Genomic DNA, 16,163 nt, shown 5'->3' with positions numbered 1-16,163 from the left:
TCACCCGGGACCGATTGGAAGCAGTCTTCCGTCGGGTCCGGGGGGCTCCCCCACCTTTTTTTGTATCCCCACCCCCCCCCCCCCCCCCCCGCGGCCCCCCCCGGCCGCCCCCGGGGGGCGCCCCCCCCGGCCGCGGGGGTGACGAGGACCGGTCTGCGGTCAGCCCTCGCCCCCGCCTCCCACCGCCAGGGCGGTCGTGATGACCACCGACAGCGGTGGGAGTTTGTTGTCGCGGCTCGGCGGAACGACCCAGCGGCACCCTTCCCGGGTCCAGCGGCCGAGACCGGTCGGCAACATCACGGCACTTCCGATGGCGGGAATGCCGATGTCCAGGCGGTTGAGCACGTCCAGCACCTGCGTGCCGGGACGACTGTCGGGCACCACCAGAAAGCTCCAGCGGATCTGGCGGGCCAGCATCGGACCGGCCATGCCCTGTTCGGTGAGGGAGTCGCGGACGCGTTCGGCGCGCACGGTGGGCAGGTGCACAATGCCGATGCGACCGGTGATCGGAAGCATCACGAAACCGCCGCGCTCGTTCGCCGGCAGGCCGAACTCGTGCCGATAGAACGCCACCCAATCCTCGACGGTCCTGAGTTTCTCCACGTTCACGGCGAGCTCCCTCGATCGTCCTCTCAGCTTCTCGTCTCCGCGCCCGAAGTGAAACGCCCACACACCCGCCTTGCGCTGCCCTTCCGCTGCCTCTGCCTCACAAGCCGGAAAACCGCGTATACCAGCTCGGTTTCGGCTGTGGCCGCGATCACTACTCGCTCGTACCCTGGAAACGGAGTTCGCGCGGAAGGGATGACATCGTGGTCCGGCAGTGGTCAGGCAAGGAAGCCCGCGCCCTCCGCGATGCCAAGCGGATGAGTATCCGAGAGTTCGCGGCCCACCTCGGGGTGCACGAGCGGCTGGTCTCGAAGTGGGAGGCGGGCGGCCTGCGGGTCCATCCCCGACCGGTCAATCAGGCCGCGCTCGACACATCTCTTGCCAGGTCCGACGAAGTAGTGCGGGCACGGTTCGCGGCGTTGATCGATCAGCCACTCATCGATCGACCCGCGCCTGAATACGAAGTGCGCCTTGGTAATTCGGCGCACGCCATCTATTCGAGCGACGCGGAGCTTTTGGCACTAGTTGACACCGGTGCGATGAGAGGTGATGCGTTAGCCGAGATTTCGGAGAGGGATCTGATCATGGCGGCTGCACACGAAGCAAGCGAGCACGCCGGTCGGGCCGAGACCACCAATGTGGGTGCCACCGCTCTGGAGCAGCTCGACGCCGACGTGATGCGCATCGCCAACGACTATGTGCACGTACCGCCGGTTCCGATGATGGTGGAGATGCTGCGCGTGCGCAGGCGGGTATACAGGTTGTTGGAAGGGCGCCAAAGGCCCTCGGACACAACGCATCTGTACCTGCTGGCCGGTACGCTGTCGGGCCTGCTCGCCAACGCCAGCACCGACCTCGGGTATCACGACGCCGCCGGGGAGCAGGCCCGGGCCGCCTGGGCCTACGCGGAACTGTGCGGGCACAACGGATTACGCGCGTGGACCCGCGGCATGCAGGCGCTGATCGAGTACGGCTCGCAGCGTCCGCGCCGCGCGGTGGTGCTGGCGCAGAGCGGGCATCAGTACGCCGAGTCGGCGACGGCACGGGTGCGGCTGCACAATATCGAGGCCCGCATCTGGGCCAAGCTGGGCAGCCCCGACAGCACCGAGCGGTGCATCCGCTCCGCCGACGCCGCCCGCGACACCACCACCACCGACGACCTGCACGACGAGGTGGGCGGCGTCTTCGGCTTCAACGAGCCGAAGAGCCAGTACTACGCCGGCGCCACCTACATCCACCTGGGCCAGGCCGCCCCGGCGCTGCAGGCGACGCAGCGCGCGATCGACCTGTACGCGGACGGTCCCGAGGAGCAGCGCTCCTACGGCGCGGAATCGCTGGCCCGGGTCGACAACGCGACGGCCCACCTGATCAACGGCAGCCTCGACGGCGCCGCCGAGGCCCTGCAACCGGTCCTGACGCTGGCCGAGGACAAGCGCATCGCCCAGCTGGAACAGCGCCTGGCCGGGGTCCGCGAACGCATCGCCACCCCCCAGTTCCGCGACGTCGTCGAGGCCCGCAACCTCGACGAGCGAATCGAGGAGTTCTGCGGAGCCAGTGTGCGGGGAATGATCCCCGCGGGCGGCGAATCGTGACGCCGACCCGTGCGGAGGCTCGAGACCCGTCATTCCGGCGCGGGAACGACGCCGGGATGACTGGGCGGATATCTCCTTGCCGACAACTGGCACCATTGGACAGGTGAGCCCTACCAGTCAGTCACATCACCAGCCCCCGCGGCCGCTGGAGCAGTCGACCAAGCTCCAGAACGTCGTGTACGAGATCCGGGGGCCGGTACACGCGCATGCGGCGCGGCTGGAGGCGGAGGGGCACCGGATTCTCAAGCTCAATATCGGCAATCCGGCGCCGTTCGGATTCGACGCGCCCGATGTGATCATGCGCGACATGATCGCGGCGCTGCCGTATGCGCAGGGGTATTCGGAGTCCAAGGGCATCCTGTCGGCGCGGCGTGCGATCGTGACGCGCTACGAGCTGGTCCCCGGCTTCCCGGAGTTCGACGTCGACGACGTCTACCTGGGCAACGGCGTCTCCGAGCTGATCACCGTCACCATGCAGGCGCTGCTGAACAACGGCGACGAGGTGCTGATCCCGGCGCCCGACTATCCGCTGTGGACGGCGATGACCAGCCTGGCCGGCGGCACCCCGGTGCACTATCTGTGTGACGAGTCCACCGGCTGGCAGCCCGATGTCGCCGATATCGAATCGAAGATCACCGACAGGACCAAGGCGCTGCTGGTGATCAACCCGAACAATCCGACGGGCGCGGTGTACTCGGCGGAGGTGCTGCAGCAGCTCGTCGACTTGGCGCGCAAGCACCAGCTGCTGCTGCTCGCCGACGAGATCTACGACAAGATCCTCTACGACGACGCCAAGCACATCTCGCTGGCGACGTTGGCGCCCGACCTGCTGTGCCTGACATTCAACGGCCTGTCCAAGGCGTATCGGGTGGCGGGCTACCGCTCGGGCTGGCTGGTGATCACCGGGCCGAAGGAGCACGCGGCCGGGTTCCTGGAGGGCATCGACCTGCTGGCCTCCTCGCGGTTGTGCCCGAATGTGCCCGCGCAGCACGCGATTCAGGTGGCCCTCGGCGGCCATCAGAGCATCGAGGACCTGATCCTGCCGGGCGGGCGGCTGCTCGAGCAGCGGGATGTGGCCTGGGAGAAGTTGAACACGATCCCCGGGGTGTCGTGCGTGAAGCCGAAGGGCGCGCTGTATGCGTTCCCGCGGCTGGATCCGGAGGTGCACGAGATCCACGACGACGCCAAGCTGATCCTGGATCTGCTGCTGCAGGAGAAGATCCTGATGGTGCAGGGCACCGGATTCAACTGGCCGTACCACGATCATCTGCGGATCGTGACGCTGCCGTGGGCGCGGGATCTGTCCGTGGCGATCGAGCGATTCGGCAACTTTCTGGCCGGCTACCGGCAGTGATTCCGGCCGGAACCTCATCGGGCCAGGAAACAGACCGTGAGTACGAAAAACATCGGTTTTTGAAGACTTAGCTAGCGCAAAGAACGGCCATTTGTGTACAGTGGTCCTTGGCACTGAGAGTGCCCCGGCCGAGCCGCCTACCCCCCTGGGCCGCTCGGTCCCGGGTTCGACCGCCTACCCCCCTGGGCGTCGAATCCCCGGGCGGCGGAGACATCCCCCTGCTCTCCGCCGCCCCTCCCAGCCCCGCACCTCCGCTTTTTGGGCAGACCGAGCGACAACGCAGCTACGTACTGCTCGATCGTCACACCGGCAATGGTTTTCGTTAGGCTCGCGCGGGTGAGCGACCACCATCATCACCACGATCACTCCGGACCCATTGCGATCGGTGCTACCGCGGCGCGGGTCGTGGTCGGGCTGCTGACCGGCATCGGGGTGCTGGTGCTGGCGGGCATGGTCTGGCTGTGGCCGAGCCATCAGCACGTCGAGATTCCGCTGCCGATGCAGAACGGCGGGGGCGGGGCCGTGCACACCGAGGCGGGCACGGTGACGATGCAGGACATCGGGGCGTGCGGCAGCCTGTCCAACGGCAAGGTGTTCGACGACACCCCGAATCCGCCGCGCAACGGCGCCTACCAGTGCCAGCGCAGCCTGATCGCCATCGAGTCCGGACCGGACCAGGGCAAGCACACACTCTTCGAGATCGCGCCCGGGCCGGGCCAACCGGATCTGCGCGTCGGCGACGACATCCGGATCGTCCGGCAGGCCGATCCCGGCGGCACCACCATGTACTCCTTCGACGACTACGCGCGCGGGCTGCCGCTGACGATCATCGCGGCGGCCTTCGTCGTGGTGATCGTCGCGGTGGCGCGCTGGCGCGGGCTGCGCGCGGTACTCGGGCTCGGATTCGCGTTCGGGGTGCTGGTGATGTTCCTGCTGCCCGCCCTGCTCGACGGAAAACCGGCCGTGCCGGTCGCGCTGGTGGCCGGATCGCTGATCCTGTACGCGGTGCTGTATCTCGCGCACGGGGTGAATCTGCGGACGAGTTCGGCCCTGCTGGGGACGCTGAGCGCCATGCTGCTGGCGGCGGTGCTGTCGTGGGTGGTGCTCAAGGCGACGCATGTGACCGGGCTGTCGGAGGAGCAGAACGCCAACGTCGCGACGTATCTGCAGCACGTGAGCATTACCGGGCTGCTGCTGGCGGGATTCATCATCGGCTCGCTCGGTGTGCTCAACGATGTCACCATCACCCAGGCGTCGGCCGCCTTCGAGCTGGCCGCCCTCGACGAAGCGGCCTCGCGCCGTGAGGTTTTCGCCGCCGCCATGCGGGTCGGCCGCGACCACATCGCCAGCACCGTGTACACGCTGGTCCTGGCGTATGCCGGTGGCGCGCTGCCGCTGCTGCTGTTGTTCTCGGTGGCGGGCCGGTCGTTCCGCGATGTGCTGACCGGCGACGCGGTGGCGATCGAGATCACCCGCTCGGCGGTCGGCGGCATCTGCCTGGCGCTGTCGGTGCCGCTGACCACCATGATCGCGGTGCTGCTGGCCAAGCCCTTCGGCCGCAAGCCCGCACCGGTTCCGGTCGCGCCCCGGCGCTCACGCCACGCCAAGGGCACGCGGGTGGCTCGGCGAACCGAACCGGAGACCGGGTCGCGCGGCCGGGCGAATACCGGACCCGCCCGACCCGCGAAGCGTCCACAACCCCCCGCAGACATTTCCCCATACCGATCCGACGACGACCTCTCCGAAGCCGACACCCCACCCGACGGCCTCCAGGCGTACCGCCCCGACCACGCCCCCGCGCGCACGTCCACCGAGCACCACCCCTCCCCGCACGCCGACCAGCGCCGCACCCCCCGGCACGCCAGCCCGGACCCAGCGGCCCCCTACCCCGACGAACGATTCCCACCCAACCGCCACACCCCCCGGACCCGCCGCCCCGCAGAGCCCCGGAATACAAGCCCAGGCCGACCACAACCTCCGGACAACACCCCCTACTGAGCACCAACCACTCCCCACCCACCGAACTCACCCCCGGCAAGAGCACCACTCGCCCACCCAGGGCAAACACCACGCGGCGCCCCCGGCCACGAGCATCCTTCTCGGCACCGCGACATGAGCCGCACTTCGACCCCGCAGCACGCACCACACCTCGACACCACAGCACGCACCGCACTTCGACCCCGCCGCATGCGCCGCCTTTCGTCACCGCGGCGTGCGCTGCACTTCTTATCCCGGCATGCTTTTGGCCGGGATGAATCCGCAGCACCGAGGGGGAGCGACCGAGATGGTCAGCGGCGCTGGGGGGCGGGTGGGGGGAACAGCGGGGGGATCGTGGGGACGACGATCGGGGGGAGGCCCGGGACGAGGATCGTGTTCGGGTTGGGGGGTGGGGGTGCGGCCTCGGTGGTTGTCGGCTGCCAGACCGGCGGCGGCGCGGCGACCGAGGCGTTGGTGGCGTCGACCGGGGGCGGGGCGACCGAGGGTTCCAGGGCGGCTTGGCGCGGGGCGGTGGTGACGGCCGAGCTGGGGGCGGAATTGCTGTGCGAATCCCCTTGCAGCACTTGCGGACCCCAGCCCAGCCCCAGGCCGAGGGCGGCCACCACCACGAGGGCGCCCGCGGCGACGCCCGCCACGCTGAGCTCGCGACGGCGCCCGTGCGCCAGCTCCCGCATCGGGTCGCGTCCGCGCGCGGCGGCCTTCCGGCGCGCCGGGGCGCCGTCCGCCAGCCACACCGGGGCGAGCTGCTCGGTCTCGGGCTCGAAGGCCGTCGGCGAAGCGACCGGCTGGGGTGGCCGGGCCAGCAGCGCGGCGCCGCGCACGATCACCGACTCCGGATGCACCGGCACCCGCACCGGCATCCCGAGCCACCGTTCCAGGACCCGCGCCACCAGCGGTATTTCGGCGCAGCCGCCGATCACGACCACCGCCTGCACCGCCTGCTCGGACCGCATGATCACATCGCGGGTCATCCGGGCCGAGGACTCGACGGCCAGCGTGATCAGCGCCTCGAGGTTCTCCTGGGAGAGCAGCACCAGGCCGTGTTCGGAGGGCAGCGCTACGGCCGTGGTCGCGGACAGCTGCTCCTTGGCCTGGCGGCACAGCGCGTCCAGCTCGGCCAGACCGGCCGGGTCGGGCGGATGCGCGATCCGGCCGGAGGCGATCTGCTGCTCGCGAATCAGCGAATCCAGGTAGTCGCCGCTGATATCGCTGGTGCGCTCGCTGTAGGTGGCCTGCCGGGTGGCGACATCGACGACGCTCACCGACAGCCCGGAACTGCCCAGGTCATAGAGGGCGATGGTGCGCAGGCCGGTCAGCTCCCCGGCCGCCTGCAGAAACTCCACGGCCGCTACGACTTCCGGCACCAGCTCGTAGTTGGTCAGCTGGCGGCGGGCCAGCGCACCGCGCACAGTGCGGGCCTGCTGTTCGGAGCGGTAGGCCACGGCGGTGGCGGCGATATCGGGGGCGGCGGCGAGGGTGGTGGCGACGGCCTCGGCGGCCACTTCCTCGAGCCGCTGCTCACCGACCTGGGTCGCCTTCAGGTCGAAACGATCGGGGGCGAAGTGCTCGGCGGAATTCCCGGCATGCGGCCGTGCGACGCGGATGGCGCCGGCCCCCACCGAGACTCCCAGTACCGAACTCATCTGCTGCCCATCTCGTTTCAACTCCACGACGTGCGCGCGAGGCCGCCGCCTCTCCTCTTCGAAACACGGATGGCCAGCGTCGCTTCACACTGTGTCCGCTGCGGTCTGCGCGGGGCTTCGCGCGCGCCGCGGGCGTGTGGGTCACTGTACCTGTCCGACACACTACGACGTGCCGAGCCCCGCGTACACCCATCCGGCATCGCGCCAGGCGGCGCGATCGAGACAGTTGCGGCCGTCGATGATGGAGCGGGCCCGCACCACCGGTTCCAAATCCTGCGGACCCAACGCGGTGAATTCGGCCCATTCGGTGAGCACGAGTACCACATCGGCCCGCTCGCAGGCCTCGGCGATCGAGGTGGCGTAGTTCAGCGTCGGGAAGACCTTGCGGGAGTTCTCCAGTGCCTTGGGGTCGTAGACGGTGACCACCGCGCCGTGCAGCTGGATCATCCCGGCCACGTTCAGCGCCGGGGAGTCGCGCACGTCGTCGGACTCCGGCTTGAAGGCGGCGCCGAGGACGGCCACATTCGCGCCGAGCAGCGATCCGCCGCAGGCCCTGGCGGCCATGTCGACCACCTTCGCGCGGCGCCGCATGTTGATGTTGTCGACCTCGCGCAGGAACGCCAGGGCGTGGTCGGCGCCGAGTTCCCCGGCGCGGGCCATGAAGGCGCGGATGTCCTTGGGCAGGCAGCCGCCGCCGAAACCCAGTCCCGCATTGAGGAATCGGCGTCCGATGCGGGCGTCGTAGCCGAGCGCGTCGGCCAGCACGGTGACGTCGGCGCCGGTGGCCTCGCAGACCTCCGAGACCGCGTTGATGAACGAGATCTTCGTTGCCAGAAAGGCATTCGCGGAGACCTTCACCAGTTCCGCGGTGGCCAGGTCGGTCAGCAGGTACGGCACCTCGGCGGCGAGCAGGTCGGCATAGATCTCGCGCACCAGATCCTCGACCCAGCCGGTGTTCTCGCGGTCCCGGTCGACGCCGAGCACCAGGCGGTCGGGCCGCAGCGTGTCCTGGACGGCGAAGCCCTCGCGCAGGAATTCCGGATTCCACGCCACCTCGACGTCGACGGGGGCCGCGGCCCGCGCGCGCCTGCCCAGCTCCACCGCCGTGCCGACCGGAACGGTGGACTTGCCGATGATGACGGCCGGGCGTTCCAGCATCGGCGCCAGCGAATCCACCACGGCGTGTACGTATTTGAGGTCGGCGGCGTACTCGCCCTTCTTCTGCGGCGTGCCGACGCCGAGGAAATGCGCGTCGGCGTGCGCGGCCGCCTCCTCGTAGGAGGTGGTGAAGCGCAGCCGCCCGGCGTCCAGGTTCCGGCGCAGCACATCCTCGAGCCCGGGCTCGTAGAACGGCACCACCCCGTCGGACAGCTTCGCGACCTTGCCGGGGTCGATGTCCACCCCGACCACCTCGTGCCCGAGCTCCGCCATGCACGCCGCATGCGTCGCCCCTAGATACCCTGTCCCGAAAACCGTGAGACGCATGATCGATTGGTAAGCGCCACGGTTGGCCACCCCGCATCATCTGGGCGAGTGCCCGGGCAACATCGGATGTACAAGTGGAAACCCGCAGCTCACAAGCGCCACTTCCGGCAGATGGCGGCTGCGGGTATGAAGGCTGCCCGACCACACCGCAGACGGCGGCTGCGGGTATGAAAGCTGCCCGGCCGCATCCGCGGATGGCGGCTGCGGGTATGAAAGCTGGCGGGCCGCATTCGCGGATGGTGGCGGGCGGGGATTCGGTCGTGGATAGCATCGGGTGGGTGTGGAGGCGGTGGGGTCGGGTGGCCGGGGTGCTGGGGGTGGGCATCGCGGTGGTGGTGGCGGGGTTGTGGCCGGTGTATGTGCGGCCGCGGACGGACGCGCCCGCCCGGGCCGATGCGATCGTCGTGCTGGGCGGGGCGCACGACGGGCGGGAGGAATTGGGCCTGCGGCTGGCGCGCGACGGGTACGCGCCCGTGGTGGTGTTCTCCGATCCGTACGAGCACAGCCCGCGGATGAACCGGATCTGCCACGGCGGGTACAGCTTTCGGGTCGAATGTTTCGATCCGGAGCCGCGCACCACACGCGGCGAGGGACTGGAGCTGGCGGCACGGGCACGGGCCGGGGGCTGGCAACGGGTGATCGTGGTGACGTGGACACCGCACATATCCCGGGCGCGGTACGTGCTCGGCAAGTGCTGGGACGGGGAAATTCTGCTGGTCGACGCGCATCCGCCGATCTCGCTCGGGCGGTGGGTGTACAACTTCGCGTACCAGTCCGTGGGATACGCCAAGGCGGCCGTGGAGGATTGCTGAGCGATAGCGTCCCACATCCTGGGATGATGTGACGTAACGGATCCGTAACGGGCCGGAAAAGCCGACTCTACATTCACCCACGACCCTCACTCTTCGAGCCTGCTCGTTGAGAGCCGGATTGAGGAGTATTTGTGGTCGACGTAGAAACCCGCCAGACGAACTCCGTCGCGGCGACGAAGGAAACGCTGGAGGATTACACGCTGCGCTTCGCGCCGCGCAGCTACCGCAAGTGGAGCCCGGCCGTCGTCGGCGTCTCCGCGCTCGGCGGCATCGCCTATCTGGCCGATTTCTCCATCGGTGCCAATGTCGGTATCGCCAACGGCACCGGCAACGCCCTGGTCGGGATCGGCATTTTCGCCGTCCTCATCATGCTCACCGGATTCCCGCTGTCCTACTACGCCGCGCGGTACAACATCGACCTGGACCTGATCACCCGCGGCAGCGGATTCGGCTATTACGGGTCGGTCGTCACCAATCTGGTGTTCGCCTCGTTCACCTTCATCTTCTTCGCCACCGAGGGCTCGATCATGGCGCAGGGCCTGCAGCTGGGCCTGCACATCCCGCTGTGGCTCGGGTATCTGGTGTCGACGCTGATCATCTTCCCGCTGGTCATCTACGGCATGAACACGCTGGCCAAGCTGCAGGTGTGGACGACGCCGCTGTGGCTGCTGCTGATGGTGCTGCCGTTCCTGTTTCTCGTAGTGCGCCACCCGGATTCGATCGGGGACTTCTTCGCCTACGGCGGTAAGGACGGTGCCGGGGTGAGCATCACCGGCGCGCTGCTGGCCGCCGGGGTGTGCCTGTCGCTGATCGCCCAGATCGCCGAGCAGATCGACTACCTGCGCTTCATGCCGCCGAAAACGCCGGAGAATTCCCGCAAATGGTGGAGCTGGATGCTGCTGGCCGGGCCGGGCTGGGTGATCTTCGGCGCGATCAAACAGGTGGTCGGACTCTTCCTGGCGGTGTATCTGATCGCGAGCCTGCCGGGGGCGCAGGATATCGCGAACCAGCCGGTGCACCAGTTCCTGGAGATCTACCGCGATATGGTGCCGTCCTGGCTGGCCATGACGCTGGCGGTGGTGCTGGTGGTCATCAGCCAGATCAAAATCAATGTGACCAACGCGTATTCGGGCTCGCTGGCGTGGACGAACTCGTTCACCCGCGTCACCAAGACCTACCCGGGGCGGCTGGTGTTCCTCGGCCTGAATCTGGCGATTGCGCTGATCCTGATGGAAGCCAACATGTTCGACTTCCTCAACGACATCCTGGGGTTCTACGCCAACTGCGGCATCGCCTGGATCGTCACGGTCGCAACGGATATCGCGGTCAACAAGTACCTGCTGAAGATCTCGCCGAAGCAGCCGGAGTTCCGGCGCGGCATGCTCTACGACTTCAACCCGGTCGGCCTGGTCGGCTTCGGCCTGTCGGCGGTGCTGTCGATCATGTGCTTCTTCGGCCTGCTGGGTGAGGCGTTGAAGCCGTACTCGCCGATCGTCGCGGTCGTGATCGCCTTCGTCGCCACGCCGCTGACGGCCGTCGCCACCAAGGGCAGGTACTACCTGCGCCGCACCGACGACGGCATCGACCTGCCGATGTTCGACGAACACGGCAACCCGTCCGGCCAGACGCTGCCCTGCGCCGTCACCGGCCTGGAATTCGAGCGCCCCGACATGATCGCCTCGGCGGTCCCGGGCCCGGAGGGCGAGATCCAGTACATCAGCTCCCTGGCCCTGTCGACCGACAAGTCCGGCGCACACGTGCTGCCGAAACGCCAGGGGCAGTAGGGATTAGATCCTTCGGACGCCGCGTTCGGCCATCCGGTCGACGCGGCGTTCGCATTTCGGCCGGAATGCGTACGGTGAGGAGGTGAGCGGGGATCGGCTTGCCGAGGTGCGCGGGACCTATCAGGTCGGCGCGCGCCATGTTGTGCACAGTTCTCCCCAGGTGTTTCGCGGGCTCGAGGTGTTGGGGTGCTTCGGGTTCGATGTGCACGAGCCCGAACCGGTGCGGCGCAGGAAGATTCCGGGCGGGACGGTGAAGATCGTGTTCGCGCTGGACGGCGTCTTCGACGGGCGGCGTATCGAACCCACTCCCCTGGTCGTGGGCCCGCACGATCGGGGCGGGACGGCCGAGCACGCGGGGCGAATGGTCAGCGTTCAGCTGCTACTGGATCCCCTGGCCGCGCGCCGCCTGCTCGGCGTGCCGCTCCACGAATTACGCAACAGCGCAGTCGATTTGACGACTCTGCTCGGCCCGTCGGCCCAGCGGCTGGCCCACCGCCTGGCGGACACCACGGACTGGACGACGCGATTCCGGTTGGTATCGGACTACCTGCGACCACGCTCGCCGACCGACCGCGACGAGATGGTCGCGGACGCGATGCGGCGCCTGCGCGATACCCGGGGAACGCTGCCGATCTCCGACCTCGCCGACGAATACGGCTGGAGCCGAAGACATTTCAGCAGGCGCTTCGCCGATCGGACCGGACTGTCACCGAAGACCTACGGCTCGCTGATGCGCTTCTCGGCCGCACTGACCGCGCTGACCCGCGCCGAGACCGCGGACCTGGCCCGCCTCGCGCACGAACTCGGCTACTACGACCAGTCTCATCTGCACCGAGACTTCCAGCGCTTCGCCGCCACCACACCGTCCCGCATCCAGGCGATGTCCCATTCGTCCAATATCGACAGGACCGGCCGCCCATAGCATTTCGGCTGTCCCCGGGACGCGAAAGGACGGCCGCCATGGCGGGAGCGCCACCATCGGTCCGCGTGGCCGCCGCAGGCGTCGGTATCCACGCGCTGAACCACATCATCGTGAACCTCGTACCGCCCGTGGGCTGGAACGTCGGCACGATCTACCACCTGATCAGCGCCCCGCTGTACGCCGCCCTCATCCTTCCACTGCTCCGCGGCCGCGACTGGGCCCGGATCACGATGACCGTGCTACTGGCGGCCCAGTTCGCCGGTCGCTTCGTGGTCTGGATCCTGTTCCCCTCCAGCGGAGTACACCTGGCCCTGATCGCCGGATGGACGATCACCCTGACCGTCCTGACCGCGCTGTGGTTTCCGCGCTCGGCACGCGACCATTTCCGGCGAGCGCGCAGCGCCGCGAGCCCTTAGATCAGCGGAATCGGATGTCGGCCGTGGCCAGGCCGAAGATCTTGCGACCGCCCGACTTCGCGACGAGGGCCACGACGCCCGACCGGTCGTCCGGATCGAGCGACTTCACGCGGCCGGAGTATTCGATCTGCCCACCCTCGCGGGCCGACACGATCGCGGTGTTCGACAGCCGCACCCGGTATCGGGTGACCGCCCCGGGATCGCCGGACCACGCGGACACGAATCCGGCTCCCAGGCCCATCGTGAGCATGCCGTGCGCGATCACATCCGGCAGTCCCGCGAGGCGCGCGACACGTTCGTCCCAGTGGATCGGATTCGAATCCCCGGATACGCCCGCGTAATTGACCAGATCGCCGCGCGTCAGGCGGGCGTCCCGGATCGGAAGCTCGGCGCCGACGGCGAGATCGTCGAACGAGACGGTGTGCGGGGTCCGCGTGGCGCCCCGCGCGGAGAGGGGCAGCTCCCCCTCCGGTCGCCTCGGCTGCTCCCCCGACGGGGCTTGCGCCGCCGTGCGGTGGCGGCCCAGCATCTTCACGTCGTGCACCATCAGGTTCTCGACGGCGTCGGTGATGCCCGGGTCCACCTCATCGCCGGAGACCCCGACCACGGTCGTGTGCATGACGTGCACCACCTCCCCGGCCTCGTCGGTGAAGGTGTTCGTCACGGTGATCAGATCCTTGCCCGCGATCCGGCGCACCGCGGACAACTCCACATCGGTGCTCAGCCGGTCCCCCGCCACGATCGGCCGGTGCTGCTCGAAGACCTGCTCGGTCTGCACGAACATGTCGTAGCCGACCACCACGTTCTCGAACAGGCTGCGGTTGGCCGCCATCGCCGGAATGGAGACGAAGGTCAGCGGAGCGACCAGCCCGTCGTATCCGTGCGCGGCCGCCGCGTCCTCGTCCCAGTGCGCGGGATGCCAATCCTGCACCGCCCGTGCGTATTCGCGGACCTTCTCCCGCTCGACCCGGTAGCTGCCCGCCACCCGGTAGTAGTGCCCGACCTGCGACGCCACATCGGGCGCGTCGACCTCAACCGTCACCGTCAATCTGCCCCTTGTCTCGACAATGCCCCGAACGGGACACTATCGGATGCGGGGCCTCGATTGGTGTACGAAGACGACGGGTGTGGGAATGCCTCCAGGATCGCGTCACCGCGTACTGGCGAGCCTCACAGTCGTTCGGTCACCGACGGTCCGGCTCCGGAACGGCCGGGAGCGGGAAGTTCAGATAGGCCCGCGACGGCGTCGGACCGCGTTGCCCCTGGTATTTCGATCCCGCGGCGCTACTCCCGTACGGGTTCTCCGCCGGACTGGTCAGCCGGAACAGGCACAGCTGACCGATCTTCATTCCGGGCCACAGCGTGATCGGAAGATTCGCCACATTCGACAGCTCCAGGGTGATGTGGCCGCTGAAGCCCGGATCGATGAATCCGGCCGTGGAGTGGGTCAGCAGGCCCAACCGCCCCAGACTCGACTTGCCCTCCAGCCGCCCGGCCAGATCGTCGGGCAGCGTGCACACCTCCAGCGTCGAGCCGAGCACGAATTCGCCGGGATGCAGCACGAACGGCTCCCCGTCGCCGGGTTCGACCAGGCTGGTCAGCTCGTCCTGCCGCTGCGCCGGATCGATGTGGGTGTAGCGGGTGTTGTTGAACACCCGGAACATTCGATCCAGGCGCACATCGATACTCGACGGCTGGACCAGTTTCTCGTCGAACGGCTCCAGCGCGAGCCGTCCGGTACCCAGCTCGGCACGAATGTCGCGGTCTGAAAGCAGCACGTCGGGAATCCTATGCTGCGGCGTGCGGCGTCTCGGTCGAGGGCACGGAATCGGACGCATTGCGCGGAACCGAGCAACGCGACCGGTCTTCTGTGGAATTCTCGTCGGGAGCCTCCGTCGCCGCAGGATGTCGAATGACCCTGCGTAGAGGTCGGGAGGATCCAATGATCGGCGACCCGAGATTCGTGTCGATGCGGCATCATCGCGCCGCGCGGCCGGACGACGCCGACGAGTCCTGTCCGGCGTCGCCGCGCGCGGGCGGCGGTCGCGGCAACGGCCAGCACGAGCTGATCAAGCTGCTCGCCGCGACCGGGGCCGGAGATCGACACGCCTTCACCGACTTCTATCGGGCCACCAATCCGCGGGTGTTCGGCCTGGCGCTGCGGATATTGCGCAATCGCAACACCGCCGAGGAGGTCGCGCAGGAGGTGTACCTGCAGGTGTGGTCGTCGGCGGATCGTTTCGACCCGGGCCTGTCCACCCCGATCGGCTGGCTGATGATGCTCACGCACCGCCGGGCGGTGGACCGGGTGCGCACCGACCGGACCACCTTCGCGCGCGATGTGGTCTACGGGCATACGCACCTGGGCCGCGACCACGATGTCGTCGCGGAGACGGCCGGGCAGCACCTGGAGGAGCAGGCGGTGCTGCGCTGTCTGGAGACGCTCACCGGCATTCAGCGCGAGACCGTGGCGCTGGCGTACTACAGCGGTCGCACCTACCGCGAGGTCGCCGAGCACCTGGCCGTGCCGCTGCCCACCATCAAGAGTCGAATGCGAGACGCCTTGAAACGGCTGCACAACTGCATTTCCGGAGCCACGTCCCATGCCTGACAACGCACCGGCGGGCGACAACCGCGAGCTGCTCGACCTGGCCTATCCGTACGCGCTCGACGCCGTGTCCGAACGGGAGCGCGACGAGATCGAACTACGGCTCGCCGCCGCGGCGCCCGAGACGGGTCGTGCCTTCGGCGAGATCGTCGCCGAGGTGCACGAGACCATGGGTGCGCTGTCGGAACTCGATGCGCGGGCCGCGCCGCCGGAGCTGGAGGCCCGCATCCTGACCCACCTCGACGACGCACCGCGCGACGAGCGGTCCGTCCCGACGCCGATCACCCGCGCGCGGCGACGTCCACCGCTGCGGTGGCTGATCGCGGCCGCCGCCGCGCTGGTGGCGGTCGCCATCGGGGTCGGCGCGCTGACGAGGTGGGTCGGCGAGGATCCGCGTACCCCGCCGATCGCGGAACGCATTCTGCAGCAATCGGATACGCGCACGGCGACCATCGAGCTGAGCACCGGCGGCAGCATGACCGGCCACGCGTCGGCCGATTTGGGCGCGGCCGCAGTGGCTTTCGAGGCCGTCCCCGCGGCACCGGCGGGCAGGGTCTACCAGCTGTGGCTGGTCCCACCCGGCGGCCAGCCCCGATCCGCCGCCGTCCTCACCCGGCTACCCACCCCCACAACACCTTTGGTAACCACCTTCGCCCCCGACGACCAACTAGCCGTCTCGATCGAACCGGAGGGTGGCTCCCCCGCCCCGACCACCACCCCCATCGGCTCCCTCGCCTTCGGCTGACCACCGAAACCCCGCCCCAGCTCGCAGCATGCCCACCACGACAAATCCCAGCATGCCCAGCACATGACCCCGGCATGCCCAGCGCATGACCCCGGCATGCCCAGCGCATGACCCCGGCATGCCCAGCGCATGACCCCGGCATGCCCAGCGCATGACCCCAGCATGGTCCAGCACATGACCCCGGCATGGCCCCCCCCG

The 16,163-nt window shown here is 68.6% G+C and carries 13 protein-coding genes and 1 pseudogene; 9 read left to right on the top strand and 5 right to left on the bottom strand.

The window, feature by feature from the left end; all coding sequences use genetic code 11:
• Window positions 1-159: 159 nt before the first annotated feature.
• Entirely contained in the window at window positions 160-609 is a 450-nt protein-coding gene (locus tag QH290_RS05085; RefSeq protein ID WP_280382104.1) for a hypothetical protein, read from the bottom strand.
• Between the two features lie 254 nt (window positions 610-863).
• Between QH290_RS05085 and QH290_RS05075 the strand changes: the two genes are divergently transcribed.
• The 3 genes and pseudogenes from QH290_RS05075 to QH290_RS05065 form a co-directional block, all read left to right on the top strand.
• A complete protein-coding gene (locus QH290_RS05075) occupies window positions 864-2,198 on the top strand; it encodes a helix-turn-helix domain-containing protein (protein WP_483244090.1) in 1,335 nt (444 codons plus the stop codon).
• 94 nt (window positions 2,199-2,292) lie between these two features.
• Window positions 2,293-3,552: a pyridoxal phosphate-dependent aminotransferase gene (locus QH290_RS05070; protein WP_425301862.1), complete on the top strand. Its 1,260-nt coding sequence runs from the start codon at window positions 2,293-2,295 to the stop codon at window positions 3,550-3,552.
• Between the two features lie 312 nt (window positions 3,553-3,864).
• Window positions 3,865-5,160: pseudogene (locus QH290_RS05065) on the top strand (YibE/F family protein); the annotation flags it as partial.
• Window positions 5,161-5,840: 680 nt separating this feature from the next.
• On the opposite strand, the gene QH290_RS05060 reads toward QH290_RS05065, so the two are convergent.
• The gene (locus QH290_RS05060) at window positions 5,841-7,193 is read right to left on the bottom strand and encodes a DUF7159 family protein (protein WP_280382103.1); all 1,353 of its coding nucleotides are present in this window, start codon (window positions 7,191-7,193) and stop codon (window positions 5,841-5,843) included.
• Window positions 7,194-7,355: 162 nt separating this feature from the next.
• The gene (locus tag QH290_RS05055; RefSeq protein WP_280269111.1) at window positions 7,356-8,678 is read right to left on the bottom strand and encodes a UDP-glucose dehydrogenase family protein; all 1,323 of its coding nucleotides are present in this window, start codon (window positions 8,676-8,678) and stop codon (window positions 7,356-7,358) included.
• Window positions 8,679-8,938: 260 nt separating this feature from the next.
• Between QH290_RS05055 and QH290_RS05050 the strand changes: the two genes are divergently transcribed.
• The 4 genes from QH290_RS05050 to QH290_RS05035 all read left to right on the top strand — a co-directional run bounded on the left by QH290_RS05050 (window position 8,939) and on the right by QH290_RS05035 (window position 12,612).
• The gene (locus tag QH290_RS05050; protein ID WP_280269112.1) at window positions 8,939-9,490 is read left to right on the top strand and encodes a YdcF family protein; all 552 of its coding nucleotides are present in this window, start codon (window positions 8,939-8,941) and stop codon (window positions 9,488-9,490) included.
• A 131-nt stretch (window positions 9,491-9,621) separates the two neighbouring features.
• Entirely contained in the window at window positions 9,622-11,274 is a 1,653-nt protein-coding gene (locus tag QH290_RS05045) for a purine-cytosine permease family protein (protein WP_280269113.1), read from the top strand.
• Between the two features lie 82 nt (window positions 11,275-11,356).
• Window positions 11,357-12,196, top strand: coding sequence for a helix-turn-helix domain-containing protein (locus QH290_RS05040; protein WP_280269114.1), 840 nt, complete (start codon window positions 11,357-11,359; stop codon window positions 12,194-12,196).
• Window positions 12,197-12,234: 38 nt separating this feature from the next.
• Window positions 12,235-12,612: a hypothetical protein gene (locus tag QH290_RS05035; RefSeq protein WP_280382102.1), complete on the top strand. Its 378-nt coding sequence runs from the start codon at window positions 12,235-12,237 to the stop codon at window positions 12,610-12,612.
• Window position 12,613: 1 nt separating this feature from the next.
• On the opposite strand, the gene QH290_RS05030 is transcribed toward QH290_RS05035, so the two are convergent.
• Both QH290_RS05030 and dcd read right to left on the bottom strand, forming a co-directional pair.
• On the bottom strand, window positions 12,614-13,654 hold the full coding sequence (locus QH290_RS05030; protein ID WP_280382101.1) for a fused (3R)-hydroxyacyl-ACP dehydratase subunits HadA/HadB: 1,041 nt from the start codon (window positions 13,652-13,654) through the stop codon (window positions 12,614-12,616).
• A gap of 142 nt (window positions 13,655-13,796) precedes the next feature.
• Window positions 13,797-14,390: a dCTP deaminase gene (dcd, locus tag QH290_RS05025; RefSeq protein WP_280269117.1), complete on the bottom strand. Its 594-nt coding sequence runs from the start codon at window positions 14,388-14,390 to the stop codon at window positions 13,797-13,799.
• A gap of 164 nt (window positions 14,391-14,554) precedes the next feature.
• Between dcd and sigK the strand changes: the two genes are divergently transcribed.
• A complete protein-coding gene (gene sigK / locus QH290_RS05020) occupies window positions 14,555-15,223 on the top strand; it encodes an ECF RNA polymerase sigma factor SigK (protein ID WP_280382100.1) in 669 nt (222 codons plus the stop codon).
• A complete protein-coding gene (locus tag QH290_RS05015; protein ID WP_280382099.1) occupies window positions 15,216-15,965 on the top strand; it encodes an anti-sigma factor in 750 nt (249 codons plus the stop codon). Before sigK ends, QH290_RS05015 begins: the two co-directional genes overlap by 8 nt.
• Window positions 15,966-16,163 lie beyond the last annotated feature (198 nt).

The organism is Nocardia wallacei, assembly GCF_029869545.1.
Classification (GTDB): Bacteria; Actinomycetota; Actinomycetes; order Mycobacteriales; family Mycobacteriaceae; genus Nocardia; species Nocardia wallacei_A.
Note: the sequence above shows the minus strand (reverse complement) of the source record. Positions and strands in the feature narration are given on the sequence as shown.

What these genes read in the sequence shown, in the direction of transcription:
- QH290_RS05055 (WP_280269111.1), bottom strand. Translation starts at nt 8,678, where the DNA reads ATGCGTCTCACGGTTTTCGGGACAGGGTATCTAGGGGCGACGCATGCG.
- QH290_RS05015 (WP_280382099.1), top strand. Translation starts at nt 15,216, where the DNA reads ATGCCTGACAACGCACCGGCGGGCGACAACCGCGAGCTGCTCGACCTG.
- sigK (WP_280382100.1), top strand. Translation starts at nt 14,555, where the DNA reads ATGATCGGCGACCCGAGATTCGTGTCGATGCGGCATCATCGCGCCGCG.
- QH290_RS05075 (WP_483244090.1), top strand. Translation starts at nt 864, where the DNA reads ATGAGTATCCGAGAGTTCGCGGCCCACCTCGGGGTGCACGAGCGGCTG.
- QH290_RS05035 (WP_280382102.1), top strand. Translation starts at nt 12,235, where the DNA reads ATGGCGGGAGCGCCACCATCGGTCCGCGTGGCCGCCGCAGGCGTCGGT.
- QH290_RS05060 (WP_280382103.1), bottom strand. Translation starts at nt 7,193, where the DNA reads ATGAGTTCGGTACTGGGAGTCTCGGTGGGGGCCGGCGCCATCCGCGTC.